Raw genomic sequence first — 25,797 nt, 5'->3', positions numbered from 1 at the left:
CCGCATCCGCATGATTTTCGAACAAGCCCTGCGACGCGAGCTGTCCTTCACCGCCGGCGCCGTCTTCCTCGTGCTGCTGACGTTCATGCTGACCACCCTGGTGATCCGCATCCTCGGCATGGCCGCCAACGGCGAGGCGAATCCGAACGACGTCCTGCTCCTCATCGGCCTGGCAACGCTGGGCTACCTGGCGATTCTGCTGTGCGCCACGCTCTTCATCTCGGTGTTGCTGGTGCTCACTCGCTGGTACAAGGATTCCGAGATGGTGGTGTGGTTCACCTCGGGCATCAGCCTGACGGATTTCATCCGCCCGGTGCTGCGCTTCTCGCTGCCGTTCATCGTGCTGGTGGCGTTGCTGGCGCTGTTCGGCTGGCCGTGGGCCAACCAGCAGAGCGCGCTGTTCCGCGACCGCTTCGAGCAGCGCGACGTGCTGTCGATGATCTCCGCCGGCCGCTTCATCGAGCCCGCGCACGGGAACTACGTGCTGTTCATCGAAGGCGTGGATTCCGGCATGAAGCACGCCCGCAACCTGTTCGTCGCCAATGCCGAGCAGGACAAGATCGGCGTGGCGCTGGCCAAGACCGGCGAGTTCAAGACCATGCCCAACGGCGACCGCTTCGTCGTGCTCGACAAGGGCCGCCGCTATGAAGGCACGCCCGGCAAGCTCGACTACCGCATCGTCGAGTTCGACAAGTACGGCGTGAAGGTCGCCAACAAGCCGCCGCAGGCCGACGCCAACCTGCCGACCAAGAGCCGCTCCACCAAGGACCTGCTCGCCAACCCGACGCCCGAAAATCTCGGCGAGCTGGTCTGGCGGATCGGGCTGCCGCTGCTGGCGCTGAACTTCGTGCTGATCGCCATTCCGCTGGCCTACGTCAACCCGCGTCTGGGCCGCTACACGCCGATGATCTTCGCGGTCCTGATCTACCTGACGTACTCGAACCTGCTGAACCTGTCGCAGGCGTGGGTCTCGCAGGGCAAGATGAACGTATTCATGGCGTGGTGGCCGATCCACCTCGTCGCCTTCATCTGCGCGGTGCTGCTGTTCCGCTTCCGCCACTACAGCGCGGCCGGCCTGAAGGGCATTTCGGCGCTGCTGGGCTTCGCTTCGCGGGCGGCACAGACCAAGGCGGGCGCATGATGAAGATGCCGGTCTACGAGAAGTACTTTGCGCGCCAGATCTACGGGGTGTTCGTCTTCATCCTGTTTGCGGTGCTGGCGCTGTTCATCTTTTTCGACATGCTTGGCGAGCTCGGCTCGGTCGTCGGGCGCTACACCACGCTCATCGCGTTCTTCCACGTGCTGCTGCAGGCGCCGACGCGCGTGTATGAAGTGATTCCGGTGGCGGCGCTCATCAGTGCCATCTACGTGTTCTCGCAGATGGCGAGCCAGTCGGAGTTCACGATCTTCCGCGTGGCCGGGCTCGACACGAAGCGGGCGCTGCTCTCGCTGTTCAAGATCGCGCTGCCCCTGGCGCTGGTGACCTACGTGTTCGGCGAGTTCATCGGGCCGAAATCGGAGCAATACGCGCAGAAGGTGCGGCTCGAGGCGCTGGGCGCCACAGTGTCTGCCGGCTTCCGCTCGGGCGTGTGGGTCAAGGATCGCGGCCCCGCCAAGGCCGACGGCAGCGGCGGCGAGGTCACCCGGTTCGTCAATGTGGGCAGCCTGCAGCCCGATCAGTCCATCAAGGGCCTGCGCATCTATGAATTCGATGCGGACTACCGGCTGAGCTCGATCCGCGTGGCGCAGCAGGCGCGCTATCAGGGCCACCAGAACTGGCAGCTGAATGACGTGACGGAAACGCGCTTCATCGAGTTCCCGCGCAAGCCCGGCACCGTGGCATCGCGGGACACCGTGCAGGCCGTGCCCGGCGCCCCGGATGCACTGGCGCCGGACTTCCGCGGCGAGCAGACCAAGGTGCCACAGCAGGAGATGCGTTCCGAACTCACGCCGCAGATCCTGTCGGTGCTGATGGTGACGCCCGACCGCATGGCGACGCTGGACCTGTTCCAGTACATCCGCCATCTGCGCGACAACAAGCAGGATACCCAGCGCTACGAGATCGCCCTGTGGAAGAAGGTGGTCTATCCGTTCACGGTGCTGGTGATGATGGCGCTGGCGCTGCCGTTTGCGTACCTGCATGCGCGTGCCGGAGCGGTCGGGCTGAAGGTGTTCGGCGGCATCATGCTGGGGCTGTCGTTCCAGCTGGTGAACAACCTGTTCTCGCACGTTGGCCTGCTCAACACGTGGCCGGCCATCTTCACGGCCATCGTGCCCGGGGCGCTGTATCTGGCGCTGGCGCTGGTGAGCCTGCGCTGGGTGGAGCGCCACTGATGGCCGCGCGCGCGCTCGTCCTGTTTGCGCACGGCGCGCGCGACGCCCGCTGGCGGGAGCCGTTTGACCGCCTGAAGGATCGCCTCTGTGTGCAGCAACCGGACGTTGACGTCCGCCTCGCCTTCCTTGAACTGATGGCGCCCGACCTGCCCAGCACCATCGACGACCTGGCCGCAGCCGGCGCCCACCGCATCACCATCGTGCCGGTGTTCTTCGGCCAGGGCGGGCACTTGCGGCGCGATCTGCCCGCGCTCGTTGCGCAATGCGCGCAGGCCCATCCCACCCTTTCCATCCATTGCGCCGATGCCGTTGGCGAGGACGACGCCGTGCTCGATGCCATCGCCGGCTATTGCGCGCGGCAGCTCAGCTGATCTGGCCAGGTAGCGGCTGCGGCGCGCGTGCAAAACGCGCATGCACGTTGTTCTCGACGTGGAAGCCGTGCGTGTCGAACTCCATCAGTTCCAGCGTCAGGCCCAGATAGCGACGCGCAAATACGTCGGCCAGGTGCGCACGGGCCGCGGCAAACATCTCCGCACAGACCGGCCCGGTCACGCTCTTGGGCCGCCCGGCCTTGATGCGGAACGTGACATGGATGAACGCGTCGTCTTCCGAGCCGTCTGCCATGCGGTATTGGTCGAGGCGCAGCGCACGCGTGCGGATGCCGCCGATGGGGAAGACGTCGGCGTGGCGGATCAGCACATCGCTGAGCACGCGCATCAGCTCGGGAATGCGGGCGTCGGCCTCGACATTGGCGGTGTATTCGATGATGACGTGCGGCATCGCAGGTATCCGAAGGGAGGATCAGAGATTAACGCTCTGCGGCCGCTTGCGTCGACAGCGCAGACTCGAGTGCATCCACCACTTGCGCTAGGCGGCCCAGCGACGGCGCACGTTGCACGCAGACATCCCAGTCGGCAGGCGCCGAGGCGAGCTTGTGCATCGACAGCGAACCCTCGGCCAGTTGGGCCCGGATGAGCCGCACGGGCGCAAACCCGAGCCCGAAGCCCTCTGCCACGAGCGCGTGCTGCAGCGGCACCGATTGCACCTCGGCGGCGACATTCGGCGTCACGCGATCGGCCTCGTAACGGCTCAGCAGCCACGCGCGCATCTCGCAGCCAGCCGGGTTGAGCACCCACGCCTCGTCCCGCACCTGCGCCATCGACAGCGCATGCGGCAGCTTGCGGGCCGGCGCGGCGATCAGGCTGACAGCCTCGGTGCCGATCACGCGCACATCCGCGTCGGCATGGTGACCCGCGGTATTCGAAGGCGCCAGCCACAGCGCGGCGTCCAGCTCGGCGCGCTTGAGCCGCTCGCGCAGCACGCCGCCCCACTCGCAGCTGAGCCGAAACGAAACGGCCGGGTAGCGCTGCCGCAGCGCCGACAGCGTCCGCGCAAAGCGGGCATCGCCCACGGCATGGCTGACGCCCACCCGCAGCACGCCTTCCGGCTCGGCCGTGGTACGCACGCTGCCTCGCAGCGCTTCGAACTCCCCGACGATGGTGCGGCAGCGCGCCAGGATCGCCTCGCCCTCCGCGGTCAGACGAAACGGCTTGACGCGCCGATCGAACAGCACGGTATCGAGCGCGCGTTCCAGCCGCTGAATCTGCTTGGTGACGGCAGGTTGCGTGAGCGGCAGGCGCTCCGCCACGCGGGCAATGGAGCCCGTCTGCGCCAGCAGCACAAAGGTACGCATCTCTTCGAGCATGGCGACATTCCTACCAGTTATGTTGAATCTGAACAAATTGAATTGGATTCATCTTAAGCCAGGCGCCACAGTAGTGCCACACGCGTTTTGCGTGGCCCTTCCACCCCACCACGAGGACGACCATGAAAGCCTTGGCACTGACCGACGGTTACGGCATCAACGCCTTGCACCCCATCGAGCGCGACGATCCCACGCCTGGTCCGGACGAGATCATCGTGCGCACGCGCGCTGCCTCACTCAACTACCGTGACCTGGAGATCGTCTCGGGCACGTTCTTCACGCGCTTCCCGCTGCCGCTGATTCCACTTTCGGATGGCGTAGGCCACGTCATCGCGGTGGGCGAGAACGTCAGTCGCGTGTGCGTTGGCGATCGCGTCGCCGGCACGTTCTGGCAGCGCTGGGACGGCGGCGACTTCCGCAATGCCGACACACGCCGCATGCTCGGCGGCCCGATCGACGGCTGGCTGGCCGACACGATCCGCCTGGATGCGGGCGGCAGCGTGCTCGTGCCCCGGCACCTGAGCGACGCAGAAGCCGCCACCCTGCCCTGCGCGGGGCTCACGGCGTGGCATTGCCTGATCGAAACAGGCAACCTGCAGCCCGGCGAAACCGTGCTCGTGCAAGGCACGGGCGGCGTGGCGATGTTCGCGGTGCAGTTTGCGCTCATGGCGGGCGCTCGGCCGATCGTGCTGTCAAGCAGCGATGCCAAGCTCGAACGCGTGCAGACGTTGGGCGTGCCCGAGTCGGACACCGTCAACTACCGCGTGACGCCCGAATGGCATGAAGCGGTGCTCGCACGCACGGACGGCCGCGGCGTCGACCACGTGATCGAAGTCGGTGGAGGCGGCACGCTGCAACGTTCGCTGAAGGCATTGCGGGTGGGTGGACAGATCCACCTGATCGGCTACCTCGCCGGGCGCGACGGTGGTGTGAATCCGCTGGAGATATTCGCCCGCAAGGCCGTCATCCGGCCCGCATCGGTGGGGTCGCGCGGGTCGTTCGAGGCGATGAACCGCGCGCTGGCGGTGCACGGCCTGCACCCGATCGTCGACCAGGTACTGCCGTGGCAGGAGGCGCCCGATGCGTTCCGCGCGCTTGAGGCCGGTGCCGTCTTCGGGAAGGTGGCGCTGGCGTTCTGACGATGCTCAGGCGGCCAAGATATGCGGCTCGCTGACGAGCACCTCCGGCGCGGCGGCGCTCGCCCGCACGGCAAACGCGTCGCCGATCATCAGCAGGCTCGGATGCTCGGGGTCGATCCACGCGGCGGCAGCGCCGTCGGCCATCTGCTGCAGCGTGAAGCACGCCGAGCGCTGCTCGGGCGTAGTGGCCGCCTCGACGACCCACGCGGGTGTCGAGGGCGCGCGGCCGCGGGCGATCAGATCGGCGGCGATGGAAGCTGCCTGGTCGCGGCCCATGTAATAGACGAGCGAATCGGCCTGTGCGGCCGGTTCCGGTGTGACACCTTCGGGTGGTGGCGTGTCGGGATCGGCAGCCTTGGCTTGCGTGACGAACGCCACGCTGCGCGCCACACCCCGCTTGGTCAGCGGCTGGCGGATGGCCGACGCCGCGGCCAGCGCCGCCGTGATGCCCGGCACGACCTCGTAGTCGATGCCGGCTTGCTCAAGCGCCTGCAGTTCCTCGTCGGCGCGGCCGAACAGCATCGGATCGCCGCCTTTGAGACGCACCACGCGCTGGTACTTGGTCGCCAGGTCGACCAGCTGGCGGTTAATGAAGCGCTGCGCGGTCGAGCGCTGGCCGCAGCGCTTGCCCACCGGGATCAGCACTGCCTGCGGGCAGTACCGGAAGACCTCCGGCGAAACCAGTGCGTCGTGCAGCACGACTTCGGCCTCGCCCAACAATCGTGCACCGCGCACCGTGATGAGGTCTGCAGCACCGGGGCCGGCACCAATCAGGCTCACACGGCCGAGGGTTTTGCGGGTCTTCGCTTGCATGGATTGGCTTCCTTTGCTTTTCCGGACGGCGTGTGTCACCGCGCCGTCTCCACCTCAGGAAAATGCACGGATCATGCCAGCGGCCACGGTGTGGTGCGTCGCTTCGTCCACCAGGATGAAGGCGCCGGTCGCCGGATTGTCGCCGTAGGCATCGCACACGATCGGCTTCTGCAGGCTGATGTTGACCGTGCCGATGTCGTTCAGCGCGATCTGCTTGCGCCCGGTTTCGTGCGACAGCGTGTGCACGTCCAGCACGCGCTCGACTTCCGACACGCGCGCGAACACGGTGGCGGTTGTGTGCTTGAGCACGTACTTGCGGGCCGGGTTCAGCTCGTGCTCGTCGAACCAGCAGAGATCGGCATGCAGCTTCCTGGCGGCGTTGGCGGCAGTCGTCGGCGCCGCGACGATGGTATCGCCGCGCGAGACGTCGATGTCATCGGCCAGCCGCACGGTGATGGTTTCGCCCGGGCCGGCGGAGTCGGCGGCGCCGTTGGGCGTCAGCACTTCGGCAACCGTCGTCTCGCGGTTGGCGGGCAGCACGCGCACGGCCTGGCCCACGCGCACGGTACCGGCTTCGACGCGGCCCATGTAGCCGCGGAAGTCGTCCGCCTGCGACCCGTCCTGGCGCGCCACGAGCTGGACCGGGAAGCGCAGCGCATCGTTACCTACCGGTGCCGTCTCTTCCACCTTCAGGTCTTCGAGCAGCGCCAGCAGCGGCTCGCCCTGGTACCACGGCATGGCTTCGGACGCATGCACGATGTTGTCGCCGCGCAGGGCCGAGACCGGCACGTAGCGCACCGCATGTTCGTGATCCTGCAGGCCGAGTTGTACGGCCAGCGCATCGTAGGCGGTGCGGATTTCGTTGAAGCGCGCTTCGCTGTAGTCGACCAGGTCCATCTTGTTGACGGCCACGATCACGTGCTGCAGTTCGAGCAGCTTGACGATGGCCGAATGGCGCTTGGTCTGGGCGAGCAGTTGCGCCTTGCCGTCCACGGTCGTCACGCGCGTGGCGTCGATCAGGATGATGGCGGCGTGCGCGGTGGATGCGCCCGTCACCATGTTGCGCGTGTACTGCTCGTGGCCCGGCGTATCGGCAATGATGAACTTGCGGCGTGCGGTCGAGAAGTAGCGGTATGCCACATCGATCGTGATGCCCTGCTCGCGCTCGGCTTCCAGCCCGTCGGTCAGCAGCGAGAAGTCGATGTCTTCGCCGGCGGTGCGCTTGTTCTTGGCACGCGTGAGCGCCTGCAGCTGGTCGGTCAGCACGGCCTTGCTGTCGTACAGCAGGCGGCCGATCAGCGTGCTCTTGCCGTCGTCGACCGAACCGGCGGTGATGAAGCGCAGCAGGCCTTGGTGCGTTGCTTGATTCGTCATGATCAGAAATACCCTTCCTTCTTGCGCTTTTCCATCGAGGCTTCGCTCGTCTGGTCGTCCATGCGCGTGGCACCGCGTTCGGTGATCTCGGTGATGGCCGTCTCGGCGATGATCTCGGCCGGTGTGGCGGCGGTACTCGCCACCGGGCACGTGCAGCTGATGTCGCCCACCGTGCGGAAGCGAACCGACAGGACTTCGCTCACATCGCCGTCGGCCTTGGGCGTAATCGGCGTGACCGGCACCAGCAGGCCGTTCTTGCGCACGACTTCACGCTGGTGCGCGTAGTAGATCGGCGGCAGGGCGAGGTTCTCGCGGGCGATGTACTGCCAGACGTCGAGCTCCGTCCAGTTCGAAATCGGAAACACGCGCATCTGTTCGCCCTGCGCCATGCGGGCGTTGTACAGGCTCCAGAGTTCAGGGCGCTGGGCCTTCGGGTCCCACTGGCCGAACTCGTCGCGGAACGAGAAGATGCGCTCCTTGGCGCGGGCCTTCTCTTCGTCGCGGCGGGCCCCGCCCATCAGGGCGTCAAAGCCGTGGGCTTCGATGGTTTCGAGCAGCGTGACGGCCTGGGCGGCGTTGCGCGAATCGGTTTCCTTGCGCAGGCGTACGGTGCCGCGCTTGATGGAATCCTCCACATGGCCGACCACCAGGCGCGCGCCAAGCTCGGCCACGCGCTGGTCGCGGAACGCGATCACTTCCGGGTAGTTGTGACCCGTGTCGATGTGCACCAGCGGAAACGGCAGTTCGATCTTGCGGTCGCCCAGCCGGAAGGCCTTGAGCGCCAGGTGCAGCATGACGATCGAATCCTTGCCGCCCGAGAAGAGCAGTGCCGGGTTGCGGCACTCGGCCACCACTTCGCGGATGATGTAGATCGACTCGGCTTCGAGCCAGTCGAGGTGGTCGTTCTGCACAGGCGTCAGCGCCGTGCCGGGGATCTCGCTCATCACTCCCATCTTCATTTCCTCAAGCTTTGTGCGACAGGTTTGTCGCATGCAGACCGCATTCCTTGCTGTCGCGCGATTCCCACCACCAGCGGCCGGCGCGCACGTCTTCGCCGGCGCGTACCGCACGCGTGCAGGGCTCGCAGCCGATGCTGGGGTAGCCCTTGTCGTGCAGCGCATTGGTGGGCACGTTGTGCTGCTCGAGGTAGGCCCAGACCTCGGCCTCCGTCCAGTCGAACAGCGGGTTGTACTTGGCGATGCCGCGAGCGTCGTCGTCTTCGGCAAACGGCAGGTCGGCACGCGTCACGGCCTGCTCGCGGCGCTGGCCGGTGAGCCATGCATCGGCATCTTTGAGCGCGCGGTTCAGCGGCACCACCTTGCGGATGTTGCAGCAGGCCTTGCGCAGCTCGATGCTGTCGTAGAAGGCGTTCAGGCCGTGGTCGCGCACGTAGGCCTCGACGGCGCGGGCGTCCGGTGCGTATTGCTCGATCGCATGACCGTAGTGCTCGCGGATGCGGTCGAGCATTGCCAGCGTTTCGGCATGCAGCCGGCCCGTCTGCAGCGTGAAGATCGGCAGGTGTGCACGCACCGCCTCGGGGCTGCGCAGGATGGCGTCGGTCACGACCATGTCTTCGGCGGCCAGGCTCGTGGCGAACTTCGCCACACCGTGCTTGCCGGCGATTTCAGCCAGGCGCGCGAACAGCGTGGCCTCCTTGGCCGCCAGCGCCTGCGCCGTGCCGGTGTACGGAGGACGCGTCCACAGCGCCGGTCGCCCGATCGCGGACACCGGCACTTCCGACACGCTCACGTCCTGAACGTCGCTCACGCGGCCTCCTGCACGGCACGCTCGCGGCGGAACAGCGGGCGCGGGTCGTCGATGGCGCCCTGGTAGCGCACGCTGATCTCGCCGAAGCCGTTCAGCGCATCCTCGATGCTCTTGTCGGCGCGCACGGCGTAGGCGTCGAAACCGCAGCGGCGCATGAAGTCGAGCTGGTCGCGCAGCACGTCGCCGATGGCGCGCAGCTCACGCGTGAAGCCCAGGCGCTGGCGCAGCAGGAACGCCGTGCTGTAGCCGCGGCCGTCGCGGAAGACCGGGAAATCGACCGCCACCAGCGACAGGTTCGGCAGGTCGGCTTCCAGCGCGAACGGCTCGTCGTCCGGCGCCAGCCACACCGCCAGCGTGCCGGCACGCGCGCGGCCGAGCAGCGCATCGCGATGGGCTTGCCAGAATGCCAGCGGCACGATGGCGTGCGAAGCGGCATCCACTTCGGCTTGCGTCAGCTCGCCGCCTTCGGGGGCGCGCAGCACCGTCCACGCGTCCGCCACGATCTGCGGGGCACCGTTTTGCAGCTTGATGATCTTGCTCATGTTCGTTTCCCTGGGCTTAGGCAGTCTGCTTGTCGCTGTGGGCATAGACACGTTCCTTGAACGGCGTCAGCCCGATGCGGTGATAGGTGTCGATGAACCGCTCGTCGTCCGTGCGGTGGGCCACGAAGGTGTCGATGATGCGTTCGATCACGTCGGGCATTTCCTCGGCCTTGAACGACGGGCCGATGACCTTGCCGATCGCCGAATCGTTGCCCTGCGCGCCGCCCAGCGACACCTGGTACCACTCCTCGTCGTGCTTATCGACACCGAGAATGCCGATGTTGCCGACGTGGTGATGGCCGCACGAGTTCATGCACCCCGAGATGTTGAGCGACAGCTCGCCCAGGTCGTACACGTAATCGAGGTCATCGAAGCGCGCCTGGATGGCCTGCGCGATGGGGATCGACTTGGCATTGGCCAGCGAGCAGAAATCGCCGCCCGGGCACGCGATGATGTCGGTCAGCAGGCCGATGTTGGCGGTCGCCATGCCGTTGGCCTTGGCCAGCTGCCACAGCTCGAACAGATCGCGCTTCTTCACGTCGGGCAGGATCAGGTTCTGCTCGTGTGCGACACGCACTTCCCCAAAGCCGAAGCGCTCGGACCAATCCGCCACCAGCGACATCTGCTCGGCGGTGGCATCGCCCGGCGGCTGCGCCACGCCCGGCTTGAGCGACAGCGTCACCGCTGCGTAGCCGGGCACGCGGTGCGCATGCACGTTCCGGCTGACCCAGCGCGCAAACGCCTTGTTCTCGAGCAGTGCCTTCTCGTAGCCGGCGTCGGTGTCGGCCAGCTTCTCGTAGGCGGGCGGTGCGAAGAACTTGGCCACGCGGTCGAACTCGGCCTGCGTGATGGTCGACGGGCCGTCCTTCGTGGCCTGCCATTCCTCTTCCACCTGGCGCGCGAATTCTTCGGCGCCGATGGCCTTGACCAGGATCTTGATGCGCGCCTTGAACTTGTTGTCGCGGCGGCCGTAGCGGTTGTACACGCGGATGGCCGCCTCGATGTACGACAGCATGTGCTGCCACGGCAGGTCTTCCTTGATGATCGCGCCGAGGATCGGGGTGCGGCCCATGCCGCCACCGGCCAGGATGCGCAGCAGCGTCTGGCCGTTCTTTTCGTACACATACACGCCGATGTCGTGCAGCTGGGTCACGGCGCGGTCTTCGCGCGTGGCCGAAATGGCGATCTTGAACTTGCGCGGCAGGAAGGCAAACTCCGGGTGGAACGTCGACCACTGGCGCAGGATTTCCGCCAGCGGACGCGGATCGACGAACTCATCCGGCGCAACGCCCGCAAACTGGTCGGTCGTGATGTTGCGCACGCAGTTGCCGGAGGTCTGGATGGCGTGCATTTCCACCGACGCCAGCTTGGCGAGGATGTCGGGCACCTGTTCCAGCTCGATCCAGTTGTACTGGATGTTCTGGCGCGTGCTGAAGTGGCCGTAGCCGCGGTCGTGCTCGGCGGCGATGTGGCTGAGCATGCGCAGCTGGTTGGCACGCAGGTGGCCGTATGGGATCGCCACGCGCAGCATGTAGGCGTGGCGCTGGTAGTACAGGCCGTTCTGCAGGCGCAGCGGCAGGAACTCTTCTTCCGTCAGTTCGCCCGAAATACGGCGGCGCACCTGGTCGCGGAACTGCGCAACGCGGTCGGCGACGAGGCGGTGATCGTAAGCGTCGTATTGGTACATGACTGTTCAGTCCATTCCGGCTGGCGCCGGCGTGCGATTCAATTTGGGGGAAAGCGTTTCGTGATGTGGCTGCTGCCGTCGCTCAACGACAGCAGCAACACACAAGCAGGGTCGGCATGACGTTGCGCATCACGACACCAGCTTGATGGCCGTGACCGTCAGCGTGGCGGCAAGCGCACCGCGCACCAGACGTTCCGGCAGATTCCTGGACAGGCGCGCCCCCAGCCAGATGCCGGGGATGGAGCCCACCAGCAGCGAGGCCAGCAGGTTCCAGTCGATCGTGCCGAGGTACATGTGGCCCAGGCCTGCCACGGCGGTCAGCGGCACGGCGTAGGCGATGTCGGTGCCGGCCACCTCGGCGCTCTTCAATTCGGGGTACAGGATCAGGATGAGCGTCGCGCCGACGGCGCCGGCGCCAATCGACGACACCGTCACCAGCACCCCGAGCACCACGCCGACGATGATGGTTGCCACAGCCAGCGTCGAGCCCTGCAGGCGATAGCGCGGGTTGCGGGCGAGCCAGCCCAGCACACGCTGGCGGAACAGCAGCGAGATCACCGTCAGGATGACCGACACGCCGATCGTCACGCGGATCACGTGCATCCACTCGGCGTCGAGGTTGCCCGCGTTCTTCAGCACGATCACCGTGATCAGCGCGGCCGGCAGGCTACCGAGGCACAGGCGCTTGACGATGTCCCAGCGGACATGCCCATGGCTGCGGTGCGCGATCGTGCCGACACCCTTGGTGAGCGAGGCGAATGCCAGATCGGTGCCCACGGCGGTCGCCGGCGAAAAGCCGAACATCAGCGTCAGCAGCGGGGTCATCAGCGAACCGCCGCCCACGCCCGTCAGGCCGACCAGCAGGCCGACCAGCAGACCGGAAACCGTATAAGCAAGCGTCATGGCGCGGGGGACACGAGGGACAGTGTGGGCGTGTTATCACGAAGTTCGAGCATCGTAATGAAGCGGCCTCATATCCCAAACCAATAAAAAATTGTTTGTTTATATGGCGTCGGTTATAAGTAGCGTTCTGATCGCTCGCTTTTCTTCGCATCCGATCGCGCGCCATGAACCTTCACCAATTTCGCTTCGTTCGCGAGGCCGTCCGGCAGAAATTCAACCTGACCGAGGCGGCGAAAGCGCTCTACACATCACAACCCGGGGTCTCCAAGGCCATCATCGAGCTGGAAGAGGAACTGGGTGTCGATATCTTCACGCGGCACGGCAAGCGCATCCGGGGTCTCACGGAGCCCGGCCGACGCATTCTCGCTTCCGTCGAGCGGGTACTGGAGGAAGTCGAAACCCTCAAGCGCGTGGGCAAGGACTACGCGGCGCAGGACCAGGGCAACTTCACCATCGCGACCACGCACACGCAGGCCCGTTACGCACTGCCCAAGGCGATCGCCGAATTCACGCGCAAGTACCCGAAGGTGCGCCTGTCCATTCAGCAGGGCACGCCGGCGCAGATCGCCGAGATGGTGCTGCACGACCAGGCCGACCTGGCCATCGCCACCGAAGGGCTTTCGCAGATCAAGGACCTGATCTCGATCCCGGGCTACCAGTGGCAGCACGTGGTGGTGACGCCGCCCGACCACCCGCTCCTCTCCCGCCCGAACCTGACGCTCGACGACTTGAAGGGCTATCCGATCATCACGTACGACCAGCACTTTGCCGGCCGTCCGAAGATCGACCACGCATTCGAGCTGCGCCAGATGAAGCCGGACATCGTGCTCGAGGCCATCGACGCGGATGTGATCAAGACCTACGTGGAAGTCGGCCTGGGTGTGGGCATCGTGGCCGGCGTCGCGTTCGATGCCGAGCGCGACCGCAACCTGCGCGCAATTCCGGCCGGGCACCTGTTCGGCACCAACGTCACCCACCTGGGCATCAAGCAGGGGGCGTACCTGCGTGGCTTCGTCTACACATTCATCGAACTGTTCGCGCCGACGCTCACGCGCAAGCTGGTCGAGCAGCTGATGTCCGGCGAGCACGAAGCGTACGAGCTTTGAATCGCCCCGAATTCCGCCTGACATGCCTGGAGACCTCATGACGACCCGACGTCGCCGCCTCTTCGACCGTATATGCGGCCTCGCGCTGTTCGCCGGCGCTGCCGCCATCGCCCTGCCCGCCCACGCCGATATCCGCGTCGGCGTGGTGCTGTCGAGCACCGGACCCGCCGCGGCCATCGGCATCCCGAGCAAGAACACCGTGCAGATGTGGCCTGCGACGATCGGGGGCCAGCGCGCGCAGGTCATCATCCTCGACGATGCATCGGACCCTTCGGTGGCGGTGCGCGATGTGCGCAAGCTGATCGCCGAAGAGAAGGTCGATGTGATCGTCGGCCCGACCATCGCGCCGACGGCGCTCGCCTCGCTCGACGCCGTGGCCGAAGGGCAGACGCCCATGGTGGCGCTGGCCGCCTCCGCCTCCATCGTCGAACCGCAGGACGCCAAGCGCCACTGGGCCTTCAAGATGCCCCAGAACGATTCGCACATGGCGACGCTCGTCACGCAGCACATGGCGGATACCGGCGTGCGTACCGTCGGCTTCATCGGTTTTGCCGACGCGTATGGCGAGAGCTGGTGGCGCGAGTTCTCGAAGCTGGCCGACGTGCGCAAGCTGCACGTCGTCGCCAACGAGCGCTTTGCGCGCACGGACGCCAGCGTCACCGGGCAGGCGCTCAAGCTGATGGCCGCCCGGCCGGATGCCATCCTGATCGCGGGCTCGGGCACGCCGGCCGCGCTGCCCGAGCGCACCCTGGTCGAGCGCGGCTACAAGGGCCGGATCTACCAGACGCATGGCATCGCCAGCACGGAATTCCTGAAAGTGGGCGGCAAGGACGTGGAAGGCACGCTGTTCCCCACCGGCCCGGTCGTCGTCGCCCGCGAGTTGCCAGCCAGCCATCCGGTGCGCAAGGTCGCGGTGGAATTTGCCGAGCGCTACGAGGCCAGGTACGGCCCCAACACCGTCACGCAGTTTGCGGGCGATGCGTGGGGCGCGTGGCAGTTGCTCGACAATGCCACCGCCCGTGCGCTCAAGACCGGCACGCAGCCGGGCACCCCGGCCTTTCGCGCCGCCCTGCGCGACGCGCTGGAAACCACGCGAGACCTGACCGTGCCCAACGGCGTGCTGAACCTGAATGCACAGGATCACCAGGGCTTCGACCAGCGCTCGCGCGTGATGGGCATCATCAGGAACGGCCGGTTCGCCTACGCCGGCCCGCGTTAAACCCGAGCAACACAGATTCGAGATTCGCCATGACACGACTCGCCTTCATCGGCCTCGGCAACATGGGCACGCCGATGGTCCAGCACCTGATCGCCGCCGGCCATACCGTGCGTGCCTATGTGCGCCGCCCGGAAGCGGCCGACAACGCCCGCGCCCTCGGTGCGGAGCCGGTCGCCACGCCGGCCGAGGCCGCGCGCGACGCGGAGGTCATCTTCACCAATGTCACCTCCACCGCCGACGTCGAAGCCGTGCTGCTGGGGCCGCACGGCGTCATCCACGGCGCACCGCGTGGTGCGGTCTGCATCGACCACAGCACGATCTCCGCCGTGGCTACGCGGCGCATTGCGGCGGAACTGGAAGCGGCGGGGCTGGAGTTCCTGGATGCGCCCGTCTCGGGCGGCACGATGGGCGCGCAGAAGGCCACGCTGTCCATCATGGTGGGCGGCAAGCCCGAGGTGCTGGAGCGCGTGCGCCCGCTGCTTCAGCTGCTGGGCACGACCATCACCTATATCGGTGCGGCCGGGTCGGGCCAGGTTGCCAAGGCGTGCAACCAGATCGTGCAGGTCATCAACATCCAGGGCATTGCCGAAGCGATGCTGTTTGCGCGCGAGCAAGGCACCGACCCCGCGCGCGTGCTGGACGCCATCCGGCCCGGCTTTGCCGGCAGCCGCATGCTCGACATGATGGGCCCCAAGATGGCCGAGCGGAACTTTGCCGCCGGCATCGAAGCGCGCCTGCACGACAAGGACTTCGGCCTCGTGCGCGAGATCGCCCACGAGCTGGGCCTGCAGATGCCGGCGATGGAGCTGGTGGCCTCGCAGCTCAACGCGCTGGTGGCCAACGGCTGGGGATACGACGATACGTCGTCCTTGCTGCGCGTGCTGGAACTGCAGAACGCACACAAGGCGGGCTGAGCCGCGGCCCGTCGCCCCGCCTGCCTTGTTGGGCGAGCCGAACTTCTGGCATAATTGCCGGCTCGTTCGCACCTGCCCGGGTGGTGAAACAGGTAGACGCAGGGGACTCAAAATCCCCCGCCGCAAGGCGTGTCGGTTCGAGTCCGACCCCGGGCACCAGATTCCAAAGCCGCTTCTGTTGATGCAGAAGCGGCTTTTTCATTGCACGTCCGGCAGGACGAGGATGCAGGACAACGCGCCCGGCGCGGCGTGGGATAATCCCTGTTTTGCCCCGGGCGTGGCTCAAGAGGCCGGTTGCACGGGCGCGCGAGGGCCTGTATCCGCGTGGCCCGCCCCACAATCGACTTGCTTCCGTACCCAAAATGCCCGCATACCGTTCCAAAACCTCCACCGCCGGCCGCAACATGGCGGGGGCCCGCTCGCTGTGGCGCGCCACCGGCATGAAAGACGAAGATTTCCAGAAGCCGATCATCGCGGTCGTCAACTCGTTCACGCAGTTCGTGCCCGGGCACGTGCACCTGAAGGATCTCGGCCAACTCGTCGCGCGCGAGATCGAAGCCGCCGGCGGCGTCGCGAAGGAATTCAACACGATCGCCGTCGATGACGGCATCGCCATGGGCCACGACGGCATGCTGTATTCGCTGCCGAGCCGCGACATCATCGCCGACTCGGTCGAATACATGGTCAACGCGCATTGCGCCGACGCCATGGTCTGCATCTCGAACTGCGACAAGATCACGCCGGGCATGCTGATGGCCGCGATGCGCCTGAACATTCCGGTGATCTTCGTGTCGGGCGGCCCGATGGAAGCCGGCAAGACGCGCCTCGCGAACCCGGTCACCAAGACCGTCGAACTGAAGAAGCTCGACCTCGTCGACGCGATGGTGATCGCGGCCGACCAGTCGTATTCAGATGCCGAAGTCGCGGAAGTCGAACGCTCGGCGTGCCCGACCTGCGGCTCATGCTCGGGCATGTTCACCGCGAACTCGATGAACTGCCTGACCGAAGCGCTCGGCCTGGCGCTGCCGGGCAACGGCACCGTCGTCGCGACGCACGCGGACCGCGAGCAGCTGTTCAAGCGCGCCGGCCGCCGCATCGTCGAGCTGACCCGCGAATACTACGAACAGGAGAACGACCGCGTGCTGCCGCGCTCGGTCGGCTTCAAGGCGTTCGAAAACGCGATGACGCTCGACATCGCGATGGGCGGTTCGACCAACACGATCCTGCACCTGCTGGCGATTGCTCAGGAAGCCGGCATCGACTTCACGATGAAGGACATCGACCGCCTGTCGCGCGTCGTGCCGCAGCTGTGCAAGGTCGCGCCGAACACGAACAAGTACCACATCGAGGACGTGCATCGCGCCGGCGGCATCATGGCGATCCTCGGCGAGCTCGACCGTGCCGGCAAGCTGCACACCGACGTGCCGACCGTGCATGCGCCCACGATGAAGGACGCGCTGGATCAGTGGGACATCGTCCGCACGTCCGATGAAGCCGTGCAGACGTTCTACCGCGCCGGTCCCGCCGGTATCCCGACGCAGGTCGCGTTCAGCCAGAACACGCGCTGGCCGAGCCTCGACCTCGATCGCGCCGAAGGCTGCATCCGCTCGTACGAGCATGCGTTCTCGAAGGAAGGCGGCCTCGCCGTGCTGACCGGCAATATCGCGCTCGACGGCTGCGTGGTGAAGACGGCCGGCGTCGACGAGAGCATCCTCGTGTTCGAGGGCACCGCGCACGTGACCGAATCGCAGGACGAAGCGGTCGAGAACATCCTCAACGACAAGGTGAAGGCCGGCGACGTGGTGATCGTGCGCTACGAAGGGCCGAAGGGCGGCCCCGGCATGCAGGAAATGCTGTACCCGACGAGCTACATCAAGTCCAAAGGCCTGGGCAAGGCGTGCGCGCTGCTGACGGATGGCCGCTTCTCAGGCGGCACCTCGGGCCTGTCGATCGGGCACTGCTCGCCGGAAGCGGCGGCAGGCGGCGCGATCGGCCTCGTGCGCGACGGCGACCGCATCCGCATCGATATCCCGAACCGCACGATCAACGTACTCGTGTCGGACGAGGAACTTGCACGCCGCCGCGAAGAGCAGAACGCCAAGGGCTGGAAGCCGGCGAAGCCGCGTCCGCGCAAGGTGTCGGCAGCGCTGAAGGCCTACGCGAAGCTGGTGATGTCGGCCGACAAGGGCGCCGTGCGCGACCTGTCGCTGCTGGACGACTGACCCCGGCGCAACTGCTGCTGAAGCCGCTCTCCGGAGCGGCTTTTTTCTTGGTGGCGATGCGCAAGCCCGCCAGGCTCGGAATCGACTACGGGTTCACCGCAAGCCGGCTCCGGCGCTGCGCCACCTGCAGCAGCACCAGCAATAGGCCCCCGGCCGCGATGAGCGCACCGGCCACGGGCACCGCCGCATAGCCGAACCCCGCCGAAATGACCGCGCCGCCGGCCGCCGCTCCGAGCGCGTTGCCCAGATTGAACGCCCCCACGTTGATCGACGACGCCAAACCGGGGGCCTCCGCGGCCGCGCGCATGACGCGCATCTGCAGCGGCGGCACGACGGCAAACGTGGCAATGCCCCACACCAGCAACGCAGCTGCGGCGCCGGCATGCGTTTTTGCAAGCACGGGAAAAGCCAGCATCGTCGCGATCAGGAGCACCAGGAAACCGATGAGGCTGCCGTCGAGCGAGCGATCCGCCAGCCGGCCTCCCGCCATGTTGCCGATGGAAAACCCAACGCCGATCAGCACGAGCATGGCCGTCACGAAAGCGGGGGTGGCGCCGGTCAGCTGGGCCAGCGTGGGGGCCACATAGGTGTACAGCGTGAACATCGCGCCGGCGCCCAGCACCGTGGTCAGCAGCGCACCCACGACGACGGGGCGCGTCAGCACGCGCAGCTCGGCGCGCAGGTTCGGCATCTTGCCGGCGTCACCCTTGGGCAACGCCGCGAACAGGCCCGCGATGGCGATGAGGCCGAGGCTCGCCGTCGCCATGAACGACATGCGCCAGCCGATCATCTGGCCGAGCCACGTGGCCGCCGGCACGCCGCCCACGTTGGCAATCGTCAGCCCCATGAACATGGTCGCCACGGCGCTCGCCTGCTTCTCGCGCGGTACGAGGCTCGCCGCCACCACGGAGCCCAGCCCGAAGAACGCGCCATGGTTCAGGCTGGTCACCAGACGCGCAAGCAGCAGCGTCGTGTAATTCGGCGCGATGGCCGACAACAGGTTGCCGAGCGTGAAGATGCTCATCAGCGCAATCAACGCCGAGCGGCGCGGCCAACGTGCCAGCAGCAGCGTCATGACGGGCGCACCGAGCATCACGCCGATGGCATAGGCGCTGATGAGCATGCCGGCCTGCGGAATCGATACGTGCACGCCTTCGGCAATCACGGGCAGCAGGCCCATGGGCGAGAACTCGGTGGTCCCGATGCCGAACGCGCCGGCTGCGAGTGCGAGCAACGGCAGCGTTGCGCTGACGGGTGCGCGATCAGAGGAAGCGGGTGTGGCATGCATGCCGCAAAACTCCTGGGCAAGACGCGGAAAGCCGACGGCATCGTGGCCCGACGCTCCGCAAACGTTTTGACAGGCTCGCAGTGTGCTGTCTTTGCCGTGCCGGAAAAACCCGTTGGGGGACCAAACAGTCTTGCGCGGAATTCAACAATCTCGGGCCCGTTATGGCGCACCTGCGGCATCACGGCCGTTTCCGGTGGACATCGCCAGATATATCATGTTGTGATACATTCGGGCCGAAACGCTGATTCCATCATGTCTGCCACCAATCCACGACCGTTGTCCAAGCAGGATTTCGAGACCCTTTCCGATTTCCGCTACCACCTGCGTCGCTTCCTGCGTGCCTCTGAAGACCTGATCCACTCCAAGGGCATCACGCCGTTGCAGTACCAGTTGCTGCTGCACGTGAAGGGCTACGCCGGGCGCGAGTGGGCGACCGTGGGCGAGCTCGCCGAGCGGCTGCAGGCGTCTGCGCACGGCACCGCGGCCCTGGTCACGCGCTGCGAGGAAGCCGGCCTGGTCGAGCGCCGCCAGAGCGACGCCGATGCGCGGCAGGTCGAAGTCCACCTCTCCAGGAAGGGCGATCGTCTCGTCGCGCTGCTGGCTGGGCTGCACCAGAGCGAGCTGTCGGCCTTCAGCCGCGCCTTCAAGATCCCGCATCTCGACCAAGCCGCTGACCCCTCCGCCGCGCAGTCACGTCATGCAAACCCCTGAACACTCGCTGCATCGGCGCGACTTTGCGACCGACACCACATTGTTCCGCACGACTGCGCTGGCGGTGGTCATTGCCGCATTTGCCACGCTGGCGGCGGTGGTGCTGCTCAACCTGATCCGCTTCTTCACCAACCTGTTCTTCTTCCAGACGCTGTCATTGGCGGATCGCTCGCCGGCCACCAACACGCTCGGGATCTGGGTGGTCGCGATCCCGCTCATCGGCGGGTTGATCGTTGGGCTGATGGCGCGCTTCGGGTCGGAGAAGATCCGCGGCCACGGCATTCCCGAAGCCATCGAGGCCATCCTGTTCGGCAAGAGCAAGATGTCGTCGAAGGTGGCGGTGCTCAAGCCGCTGTCGTCGGGCATCGTGATCGGCAGCGGCGGGCCGTTCGGTGCGGAAGGCCCGATCATCATGACGGGCGGTGCGGTGGGCTCGTTGTTTGCGCAGTTCTTCAAGCTCACCGCCGCCGAGCGCAAGACGCTGCTGGTGGCCGGTGCCACGGCCGGCATGACGGCAGTGTTCGGCACGCCGGTGGCCGCGCTGCTGCTGGCCGTCGAGTTGCTGCTGTTCGAATGGCGCCCGCGCAGCATGCTGCCGGTGGCAGTGGCGTGCGCGGTCGCGGGCTTCCTCCGTGTGCTCGTGCTGGAGCCCGGCCCCCTCTTCCCGCTGGAAACCGCACCGGCGACGCTGCCGGCGCTCGGCTCGTGCATTGTCGCCGGGCTGCTGTGCGGCGCGCTGGCACGGTCGCTGTCGATGGCGCTGTACAAGACCGAAGACCTGTTTGGCCGCCTGCCGATCCACTGGATGTGGTGGCCGGCCATCGGTGGGCTCGTGGTCGGCATCGGCGGCTATTTCGAGCCGCGCGCGCTGGGCGTCGGCTACGACGTCATCGGCGACCTGCTGCACAACCACCTGGCCATCGGCGTGGCGATGGCGCTGCTGGTCGTCAAGGCGATCATCTGGGTGATCGCGCTGGGCTCGGGCACCTCGGGTGGCGTGCTGGCCCCGCTGCTGATGATGGGCGCCGGGCTTGGCGTGCTGATCGGCCCCGTGCTGTCGGGCGGCGATCCGGGCCTGTGGCCGCTCGTCTGCATGGCCGCCACGCTGGCTGGCGTGCTGGGCGCCCCGCTCACCGCCATTGTCTTCGCCTTCGGGCTCACGCACGATGTGAATGCCCTGCTGCCGATCCTGCTGGCGGTAGCGGTGTCCTATGGCTTTGTCGTGCTGACCATGCCGCGCTCGATCATGACCGAGAAGATCGCGCGCCGCGGCTTCCACATCTATCGCGAATACGCCGTCGACCCGCTCGAGCGCCACGCCGTCGATGAAGTGATGACGCGCTCGGTGCAGACCATCGATGCGCACGCCACGCTGCAGGAGACGCTGGCCACGCGCTTTGGGGCCAAGCAGGCGCACCGCGCATTCCCGGTGGTGCGCGATGGCGCCCTCGTCGGCATGCTCGACCGCGAGGCGCTACTGGCCGGCCAGGCGCGCGGCGCGCACACCGTGGCTGAACTGTTCGGCGCCAACGCACCGTCAATGGCGCTGCCCGGCGAGACCTGCCGCATCGTCGCCACACGGCTGGCCGTGCATGGGCTGGAGCGGCTGCCCGTGGTGGCCGATTCGCAATCGCGCCGCGTGGTGGGCATCGTCTCGCGCAGCGACCTGGTCAAACCGTCGCTCGCGTTCTTCGACGAGGAGCAGCGCCGGGAGCGCTTCCGCCGGGTGCCGCTGTCGGGCACACGCACACACCTCCAGCTGCGCCGCCGTCGCAACGGGCGCGCCAGCCAGGCCCGCTGATCTCAGCCGGCCACGTGCCGGTTGCGGCCGCTTTCCTTGGCGCGATAAAGCGCAAGGTCTGCGCGCTTGAGCATCTCCGATGCGGTATCGCCCGGCCGGCGGGCCGTCATGCCCATGCTGACGGTCATCGACAGGCCGGTGGGAAAGTTGTCGTCGGTCTCGGCCACGGAGGCGCGCAGGTGCTCCGCGACTTCCGTTGCCGCGTCCAGCGTCGTGCGGCCCATGACGATGGCGAATTCCTCGCCGCCCAGGCGGCCGACCATGTCGCTGCTGCGCAGGACCGCGGTGGCAAGGGAGGCGAAGCGCTGCAGCGCCAGATCGCCTACCGCGTGGCCCCATGTATCGTTGATGCGCTTGAAGTGATCGAGATCGGCGAGCACCAGCACAAGCGGCTCGCCGCGGTTGTGCGCACGCATCAGCACCGTATCGAACAGCGCCAGAAAGCGCCGGCGCGTGAGCACGCCGGTCAGGTGGTCGAAGTGCGCCTCGTTGGCCAGTGCGCTGTTGGTGCGCTGCAGCCGCTGGTTCAGATGCCGCGTGACGCGATGATGCTGCCGTTCGCGCACCAGCGACCACACCACCAGAACGAACGTCGCCAGCACGCTCACGAAGAGCACGAAACAGAGGGTGCGATTGCGAGTGTGGTCCGCAATCTGCTGGCTCCACGCGGGCAGCGGCTCGGCCACGACGACGGTGAGATCGGCACTGGCATTGCGTGACACCGTCAGCGACGGCATTGCGCTGCCCTCGCGCCAGGCCAGCGTATCGCGGACGTCCTGCGGCACCCATCGCGGCACCGGGTGATGCGGCTGCGCGGCGGACTGGTACGGCCAGACGTCGAAGTCGACGCGCTGGTACGCGTCGTACCGATCGGTGGCGCTCATCTGCTGCAGACGGGCGCCCGGCAGCATCTTGCCGACCAGCGACGCGTCAGTCGACAGGATGATCAGCCCGTTTGCGTCAGCGACCAGCGAGGTCGGGTGCGATACCCAGTGCTGCAGGCGTGCCAGACTGACCTTGGTGCCCATCGCCGCAACGAGGTAGCCGCCCGCGTCGTACACCGGCGCGGCGAAGAACAACCCGGGCACGCCGGTGACACGCCCGACCGTGAACTGCTCGCCCAACCCGCCGAGCATCGCCTCCTTCATGTACGGCTGCATGCTCGACAGCACGCCGATGAACGACTCCGGGTGTCCGGCGATGTTGCCCAGCACCACATAGTGGTGCCGATTGACCACCCAGACGTAGTCGAGGCCGAGGTTGCCGGCGGTCGTACTCAGGAACGCGTTGATGTCGGCAACCTCCGGATACGACTGCGCCTCCTTGGCGCGCGAGCCCTGGTCCATCAGGCTCCAGCGGCGCGTATCGATGCGGTTGACCGCGCGCGGGATCGCATCGATCTGCGCGAGCGTCTGCGGAATGGCGCGCAGCAGGGCGACGTCGGCCGTGATCTGGCTCGACATGCCCTCGGCCACCTGGGCGGCAAGCTGGCGCCGGGCTTCGACCATCTGTTGCACGTCGCGCGCGGCAATCATGTCCGCAACGATGCATGCGGCAATCCAGCACGTTCCCACGCCGACCACCACCGCGGTCAGCGCAAGCGCGAGCCGGATCGCACGCCGCCGCGCCGGGCTGGGCGAAGATACCGCGGGCGCCGGGGGCTCCATGTCAAGCCCCACCGCTCAGGAAATGCGCCACCGTCGGATACCGCAGCACCACGCGCAGCTCGCGCATCAGGCGGGCATTACGCAGACGGCGCGATTCGCTCATGAACGACAGCAGCGTCGGCTCGATCTGCTGCGTGGCATCGGCCCGCGAGATGCGCGGCGGACGCGGCAAGCCGCGGGCATCGGCCACGGCGTCGAAGTAATCGCCCATGCGCAACTCCGACGCATCGCTTGCATGCACGATGCGCTGCGGCCTGCCGCGGAACAGCGCCGCGATCAATGCCCGCGCGAGATCGTCGGCGTGAATATGGTTGGTGTAGACATCGTCCTCGGCGCGCAAGGCTGGTGTGCCGCGCTCCAGCCGGGCGGTCGGCAGGCGCTCGGCCGCATAGATTCCGGGGATGCGCAGGATGGACGTGCGCCAGCCGCCGCCTGCTCCGAACCAGCGCACGCGGCGCTCGGCGGCCACGCGGCGCTGGGCACGGGCGGTGGCCGGCTTCACGGGGCGGCTTTCTTCCACCCAGGCGCCGCCGGCATCGCCGTACACGCCGCTCGTGCTGGCGTACACGAACGCACGCGCCTGGAGGCGGGTTTTCAAGCGGCCCGTGAAGCGGCCAGACGTGCGCGGCCGCTCGGGTAAAATGCGATGCTTTGTGGCCCGGGGGCTCCGGGCGGGACGCGCGAGCGCATGCAGCAGCGCGCCGGTGCGTGGATCGTCGCGGCCGGTGGCGGGCGGCGGTGCCAGGTGCAGGACGCGCTGGCTCAACCCGCGCAGACGGCGCAGCGATGCGGCATCGTCAAGATTCGCAAGCACCGGCACGGCGCCCGCTTCGCGCAAGGCAGCACGGCCCGCTTCGCGCGACGTGACGGCAAAGACGCGGAAACGCGTGCGCAGCATCGCCAGGCAACGTTGCCCGACGTCCCCGCAGCCGACGATGAGTACGCGCGGAAGCCCCAGACGTGACATGGATTCCGGTGGCCGGGCGACTGCCGGGCTCACCCTCGGATGTGCCGCCGAATGCGCCGCATTCAGGCGACCAGAGACTCTTTTCAACATATTCGGATTGTAGTATGGCTTACCAGATCAACGTGCTGCCCAGCGGCCGCCAGTTCCAGGCCGAAGACGGCGAGACCATCCTTGCAGCGGCGCTTCGCCAGGGCATCGGCCTGCCGTACGGCTGCAAGAACGGCGCATGCGGCTCGTGCAAGGGGCATGTGCGCGAGGGCTCGATCGTGCAGGGCAACCATTCGCCCAACGCGCTGTCCGCGCAGGAAGCTTCCGAGGGCCGGGCGCTGTTCTGCTGCGCCACGCCAGCCACGGACGTCACCATTGAAGTGCGCGAAGTGCAAGGCGCCGGCGACGTGCCCATCAAGAAGATCCCGTGCCGCGTGGCGTCCCTGGAAAAGGCCGCGCCCGATGTGACCATCGTCAAGCTGCAACTGCCGGCCACCGAGCGCATGCAGTTCCTGGCCGGGCAGTACGTCGAATTCCTCCTGCGCGACGGCAAGCGCCGCAGCTACTCGATCGCCAATCCGCCGCACGAAGAAGGCCCGATCGAGCTGCACATCCGCCACATGCCGGGCGGCGTATTCACCGACTATGTGTTCGGCGCCAAGGAAGGCGCGCCGGCCATGAAGGAGCGCGACATCCTGCGTTTCGAAGGGCCGCTGGGCAGCTTTTTCCTGCGCGAAGACTCGGACAAGCCGATCATGCTGCTGGCCTCCGGCACGGGCTTCGCGCCCATCAAGGCCATCATCGAGCACGCCCAGTTCATCGGCAGCAAGCGCCCGATGACGCTGTACTGGGGCGGCCGCCGTCCGCAAGACCTGTACATGCACGCCAGGGCCGAGGAATGGGCGCGCACGATCCCGGGTTTCACCTACGTGCCGGTCATCTCGAACGCCCTGCCCGAAGACGCGTGGACGGGCCGCACCGGCTTCGTGCACCACGCTGTGATGGCCGACCACCCAGACCTGTCCAACCACGAGGTCTACGCGTGCGGGGCGCCGGTCATGGTCAATGCCGCCCGCAACGACTTTGCCGCGCAATGCAAGATGCATCCAGACGCGTTCTTTGCCGACTCGTTCACCTCGGAAGCCGACCTGCACCCGGCGGGCTGAGGCGTTGCACAAATCCAAAGACGGTCAAAATTTGGTTTTGACTTGACATGGCATCCGTCTTATTCTTGCGCCTTATGAACCAGGCCCTGCACCTCCGACGCCGCCGTACGTTGCTCCCTTCGGGAAGCCGCGCGGCTGTCTGCTGATTGCATATCGGGTTCGCAGGATTCGACGATCACAAGGCCACGGGGCGACCCCCGTGGCCTTTGTCTTTTTCCCGCCGCTCTTTTCACGCTCTTTTCATTTCCTTGCCGCCTTTTTTCTGGAGCTTCTGCCATGGCGTTTGCTGACTACCCCGTCCAGTCCCTGATGTACATCACCAACCGGCCCGAGATCGTCTTCACCGAGGGCAAGGGCTCGTGGCTGACGGACCACAACGGCAAGCGATACCTGGACTTCGTGCAGGGCTGGGCCGTCAACTGCCTTGGCCACTCGAACGACGGCATGATCGAGGCGCTCAACACCCAGGCCAGGAAGCTCATCA

At 66.8% G+C, this 25,797-nt stretch carries 24 protein-coding genes and 1 tRNA gene; 13 read left to right on the top strand and 12 right to left on the bottom strand.

Going from position 1 to position 25,797, the window contains the following annotated elements; translation table 11 throughout:
* The first annotated feature begins 10 nt into the window (after window positions 1–10).
* Genes lptF through A6M56_RS10375 form a run of 3 tightly spaced genes read left to right on the top strand, consistent with a single transcriptional unit; the run spans window position 11 to window position 2,705 of the window.
* Complete coding sequence (gene lptF, locus A6M56_RS10385; protein WP_045787476.1) at window positions 11–1,141, top strand: LPS export ABC transporter permease LptF; 1,131 nt, start codon at window positions 11–13, stop codon at window positions 1,139–1,141.
* Window positions 1,141–2,334, top strand: coding sequence for an LPS export ABC transporter permease LptG (gene lptG / locus A6M56_RS10380; protein WP_045787924.1), 1,194 nt, complete (start codon window positions 1,141–1,143; stop codon window positions 2,332–2,334). Before lptF ends, lptG begins: the two co-directional genes overlap by 1 nt.
* Window positions 2,334–2,705, top strand: coding sequence for a sirohydrochlorin chelatase (locus A6M56_RS10375; protein WP_102080048.1), 372 nt, complete (start codon window positions 2,334–2,336; stop codon window positions 2,703–2,705). Before lptG ends, A6M56_RS10375 begins: the two co-directional genes overlap by 1 nt.
* Here A6M56_RS10375 and A6M56_RS10370 read toward each other — a convergent pair.
* Entirely contained in the window at window positions 2,698–3,114 is a 417-nt protein-coding gene (locus A6M56_RS10370; protein WP_045787478.1) for a 5-carboxymethyl-2-hydroxymuconate Delta-isomerase, read from the bottom strand. The genes A6M56_RS10375 and A6M56_RS10370 overlap by 8 nt on opposite strands.
* Window positions 3,115–3,142: 28 nt before the next feature.
* Window positions 3,143–4,039: a LysR family transcriptional regulator gene (locus A6M56_RS10365; protein WP_062737829.1), complete on the bottom strand. Its 897-nt coding sequence runs from the start codon at window positions 4,037–4,039 to the stop codon at window positions 3,143–3,145.
* Between the two features lie 122 nt (window positions 4,040–4,161).
* Between A6M56_RS10365 and A6M56_RS10360 the strand changes: the two genes are divergently transcribed.
* Entirely contained in the window at window positions 4,162–5,178 is a 1,017-nt protein-coding gene (locus A6M56_RS10360) for a zinc-dependent alcohol dehydrogenase family protein (RefSeq protein WP_102080049.1), read from the top strand.
* 6 nt (window positions 5,179–5,184) lie between these two features.
* On the opposite strand, the gene cobA is transcribed toward A6M56_RS10360, so the two are convergent.
* The 7 genes from cobA to A6M56_RS10325 form a co-directional block, all read right to left on the bottom strand.
* A complete protein-coding gene (gene cobA, locus A6M56_RS10355; RefSeq protein ID WP_045787481.1) occupies window positions 5,185–5,991 on the bottom strand; it encodes a uroporphyrinogen-III C-methyltransferase in 807 nt (268 codons plus the stop codon).
* Window positions 5,992–6,045: 54 nt separating this feature from the next.
* A complete protein-coding gene (locus A6M56_RS10350; protein WP_102080051.1) occupies window positions 6,046–7,365 on the bottom strand; it encodes a sulfate adenylyltransferase subunit 1 in 1,320 nt (439 codons plus the stop codon).
* Window positions 7,366–7,367: 2 nt separating this feature from the next.
* Window positions 7,368–8,318 carry a sulfate adenylyltransferase subunit CysD gene (gene cysD, locus A6M56_RS10345; RefSeq protein ID WP_045787483.1) on the bottom strand — a complete coding sequence of 317 codons (951 nt, stop codon included), beginning with the start codon at window positions 8,316–8,318 and terminating at the stop codon, window positions 7,368–7,370.
* A gap of 10 nt (window positions 8,319–8,328) precedes the next feature.
* Window positions 8,329–9,132: a phosphoadenylyl-sulfate reductase gene (locus tag A6M56_RS10340; RefSeq protein ID WP_045787484.1), complete on the bottom strand. Its 804-nt coding sequence runs from the start codon at window positions 9,130–9,132 to the stop codon at window positions 8,329–8,331.
* Entirely contained in the window at window positions 9,129–9,674 is a 546-nt protein-coding gene (locus A6M56_RS10335) for a DUF934 domain-containing protein (protein WP_045787485.1), read from the bottom strand. The genes A6M56_RS10340 and A6M56_RS10335 overlap by 4 nt, the downstream gene beginning before the upstream one ends.
* A gap of 16 nt (window positions 9,675–9,690) precedes the next feature.
* Window positions 9,691–11,361, bottom strand: coding sequence for a nitrite/sulfite reductase (locus tag A6M56_RS10330; protein WP_045787486.1), 1,671 nt, complete (start codon window positions 11,359–11,361; stop codon window positions 9,691–9,693).
* Window positions 11,362–11,490: 129 nt separating this feature from the next.
* Entirely contained in the window at window positions 11,491–12,264 is a 774-nt protein-coding gene (locus A6M56_RS10325) for a sulfite exporter TauE/SafE family protein (protein ID WP_045787487.1), read from the bottom strand.
* 164 nt (window positions 12,265–12,428) lie between these two features.
* Between A6M56_RS10325 and A6M56_RS10320 the strand changes: the two genes are divergently transcribed.
* The 5 genes from A6M56_RS10320 (at window position 12,429) to ilvD (ending at window position 17,725) form a co-directional block, all read left to right on the top strand.
* Window positions 12,429–13,370: a CysB family HTH-type transcriptional regulator gene (locus tag A6M56_RS10320; protein ID WP_045787488.1), complete on the top strand. Its 942-nt coding sequence runs from the start codon at window positions 12,429–12,431 to the stop codon at window positions 13,368–13,370.
* Between the two features lie 37 nt (window positions 13,371–13,407).
* Window positions 13,408–14,589: an ABC transporter substrate-binding protein gene (locus A6M56_RS10315; protein ID WP_045787489.1), complete on the top strand. Its 1,182-nt coding sequence runs from the start codon at window positions 13,408–13,410 to the stop codon at window positions 14,587–14,589.
* A gap of 29 nt (window positions 14,590–14,618) precedes the next feature.
* Entirely contained in the window at window positions 14,619–15,503 is an 885-nt protein-coding gene (locus A6M56_RS10310; protein ID WP_102080052.1) for an NAD(P)-dependent oxidoreductase, read from the top strand.
* A 74-nt stretch (window positions 15,504–15,577) separates the two neighbouring features.
* A tRNA-Leu gene (locus A6M56_RS10305) sits at window positions 15,578–15,662 on the top strand.
* A 203-nt stretch (window positions 15,663–15,865) separates the two neighbouring features.
* Window positions 15,866–17,725, top strand: a complete 1,860-nt coding sequence (gene ilvD, locus A6M56_RS10300; protein WP_062737868.1) for a dihydroxy-acid dehydratase — start codon at window positions 15,866–15,868, stop codon at window positions 17,723–17,725.
* A gap of 85 nt (window positions 17,726–17,810) precedes the next feature.
* Here ilvD and A6M56_RS10295 read toward each other — a convergent pair whose 3' ends face one another.
* Window positions 17,811–19,013, bottom strand: coding sequence for an MFS transporter (locus A6M56_RS10295; protein WP_045787492.1), 1,203 nt, complete (start codon window positions 19,011–19,013; stop codon window positions 17,811–17,813).
* A 252-nt stretch (window positions 19,014–19,265) separates the two neighbouring features.
* On the opposite strand from A6M56_RS10295, the gene A6M56_RS10290 reads away from it, so the two are divergent.
* Window positions 19,266–19,724: a MarR family winged helix-turn-helix transcriptional regulator gene (locus A6M56_RS10290; RefSeq protein ID WP_045787493.1), complete on the top strand. Its 459-nt coding sequence runs from the start codon at window positions 19,266–19,268 to the stop codon at window positions 19,722–19,724.
* The gene (locus A6M56_RS10285) at window positions 19,711–21,525 is read left to right on the top strand and encodes a chloride channel protein (protein ID WP_102080053.1); all 1,815 of its coding nucleotides are present in this window, start codon (window positions 19,711–19,713) and stop codon (window positions 21,523–21,525) included. The genes A6M56_RS10290 and A6M56_RS10285 overlap by 14 nt, the downstream gene beginning before the upstream one ends.
* Before the next feature lie 2 nt (window positions 21,526–21,527).
* On the opposite strand, the gene A6M56_RS10280 is transcribed toward A6M56_RS10285, so the two are convergent.
* Window positions 21,528–23,192, bottom strand: coding sequence for a GGDEF domain-containing protein (locus tag A6M56_RS10280; RefSeq protein WP_045787495.1), 1,665 nt, complete (start codon window positions 23,190–23,192; stop codon window positions 21,528–21,530).
* Window position 23,193: 1 nt separating this feature from the next.
* Window positions 23,194–24,159 carry an NAD-dependent epimerase/dehydratase family protein gene (locus tag A6M56_RS10275; protein ID WP_045787496.1) on the bottom strand — a complete coding sequence of 322 codons (966 nt, stop codon included), beginning with the start codon at window positions 24,157–24,159 and terminating at the stop codon, window positions 23,194–23,196.
* Window positions 24,160–24,263: 104 nt separating this feature from the next.
* On the opposite strand from A6M56_RS10275, the gene A6M56_RS10270 reads away from it, so the two are divergent.
* Together A6M56_RS10270 and A6M56_RS10265 are read left to right on the top strand one after the other, a co-directional pair.
* Complete coding sequence (locus tag A6M56_RS10270; RefSeq protein ID WP_102080054.1) at window positions 24,264–25,313, top strand: CDP-6-deoxy-delta-3,4-glucoseen reductase; 1,050 nt, start codon at window positions 24,264–24,266, stop codon at window positions 25,311–25,313.
* 276 nt (window positions 25,314–25,589) lie between these two features.
* The coding region (locus A6M56_RS10265; RefSeq protein WP_286758128.1) for an aminotransferase class III-fold pyridoxal phosphate-dependent enzyme at window positions 25,590–25,797 on the top strand (208 nt) is incomplete at its 3' end.

Origin of the sequence: Ralstonia sp. RL, assembly GCF_001683835.1 — a bacterium.
In the GTDB taxonomy this organism is placed as follows: domain Bacteria; phylum Pseudomonadota; class Gammaproteobacteria; order Burkholderiales; family Burkholderiaceae; genus Ralstonia; species Ralstonia mannitolilytica.
This window is presented reverse-complemented; position numbering and strand designations above follow the sequence as displayed.